The sequence below is a fragment of the Mesorhizobium sp. M7A.F.Ca.CA.001.08.2.1 genome (genome assembly GCF_003998455.1).
Lineage (GTDB): Bacteria > Pseudomonadota > Alphaproteobacteria > Rhizobiales > Rhizobiaceae > Mesorhizobium > Mesorhizobium ciceri.
Map to the genome: position 1 here is coordinate 1 of NZ_RZPW01001029.1, position 1,735 is coordinate 1,735.

The window sequence follows — 1,735 nt, forward strand, 5'->3', positions numbered from 1 at the left end:
CCGGCAGGGCGGCACGGTGACGGCCGGCAACGCCTCCGGCGTCAATGACGGCGCGGCGGTGCTGATCGTTGCCTCCGAGGCGGCGGTGAAAAAGTATGGGCTGACGCCGATCGCCCGCATCGTCGGCGGAGCCGCCGCAGGTGTGGCGCCGCGCATCATGGGCATCGGCCCGGTGCCGGCGACGCAAAAACTCTGCGCGCGGCTTGGCCTGACGCCAAAACAGTTCGACGTCATCGAGCTCAACGAAGCCTTTGCCTCGCAAGGCATCGCCGTGCTGCGCCAGCTCGGCATTGCCGAGGACGCCGAACACGTCAACCCGAATGGCGGCGCCATCGCGCTCGGCCATCCCCTGGGCATGTCGGGCGCCCGCATATCCGGCACGGCGGCGCTGGAGCTTCGCGAGCGCGGCGGCCGGTATGCGCTTGCCACCATGTGCATCGGCGTCGGCCAGGGCATCGCGATCGCGCTGGAACGGGTCTGATCGGCAAGTCTCTCCGGCTAACTTCGAGAATCCGGTGCGGTCAAATTTGACCACGTGGACAAAAGTCCGGACCCGTTCCATAGTTCCTCGTCTGATTTTTAGAACAGCCGGCTCGACACGGCTGTCGAACAGAGGGGAATACAATGGAAAACCGAAAGAACAGATTTCAATCCGCACGCGAAGGGCTTTCGCGACGCAATGTGCTGGAGTTGGGCGCGCTTGGCCTGGCTGCGGCAATGCTGCCGGGCGCTGCCTTCGGCAAGGACAAGAAACTGAAGGTGGCGGCGATCTTCGCTACGCCGATCGAGGAGCCATGGGACAACCAGATCCATGTCGCCCTGCAGAAGGCCGAGAAGGAACTCGGCATCGAATACAAATGGTCGGAGAAGGTGCAGACCGCCGATTTCAGCCGCGTCATGCGCGAATACGCGCAAGGCGGCTACCAGCTGGTGCTGGGTGATGCCTTCGCCGCCGAGCGTGAGTCGCGCCGCACCGCCAAGCAGTTCCCGAAGACCGCCTGGCTGTTCGGCTCGGGTGCCGGGCCGGCGGAACCGAATTTCGGCGTGTTCGACAACTGGATCCACGAGCCCGCCTATCTCTCCGGCATGATCGCCGGCAAGATGTCGAAGTCGGGCACGATCGGCGCTGTCGCGGCGATGGGCATTCCGGAAGTGAACCGGCTGGTCAACGCCTTCTTCGCCGGTGCCAAGGAGGTCAACCCGAACATCAAGAAGAAGGTCGCCTTCATCGGCTCTTTCTTCGATCCGCCCAAGGCCAAGGAAGCGGCGGTCGCGCAGATCGACGCCGGTGTCGACGTCATCTATGCCGAGCGCTTCGGTGTCATCGAAGCGGCGGTCGACAAGAAGATCCTTGCCATCTCCAACATGTCCGACCAGTCGAGTCTCGGCCCGGATACGGTCATCACCGGCCCGGTCTGGGACATGTATCCGACGGTCGAACAGGCGATCAAGCTGGTCAAGGCCGGCGTCTTCACCGCGCAGGACTATGGCGACTTCTCGCGCATGGCCAAGGGCGGCTCGCATCTGGCGCCTTACCACAAGTTCGACAAGACGCTGCCGGCTGATGTGAAGGAGCTGGTCGAAAAGAAGAAAGCCGAGATCCTCGAAGGCAATTTCCGCGTCGACGTGGACGAGAACACGCCGGTTTCGGATTGAGTTCTGGTTTGAGGGGCTGGCGCTAGGCGCCCCCCTCTGTCCTGCCGGACATCTCCCCCTCAAGGAGGGAGATTAGCAG

At 63.4% G+C, this 1,735-nt stretch carries 1 protein-coding gene and 1 pseudogene; both read left to right on the top strand.

The features are described from left to right. Positions 1 to 481: pseudogene (locus tag EN914_RS34355) on the top strand (3-oxoadipyl-CoA thiolase); the annotation flags it as partial. Positions 482 to 624: 143 nt separating this feature from the next. Further along, positions 625 to 1,656, top strand: coding sequence for a BMP family protein (locus tag EN914_RS34360; RefSeq protein WP_013528955.1), 1,032 nt, complete (start codon positions 625 to 627; stop codon positions 1,654 to 1,656). Positions 1,657 to 1,735 lie beyond the last annotated feature (79 nt).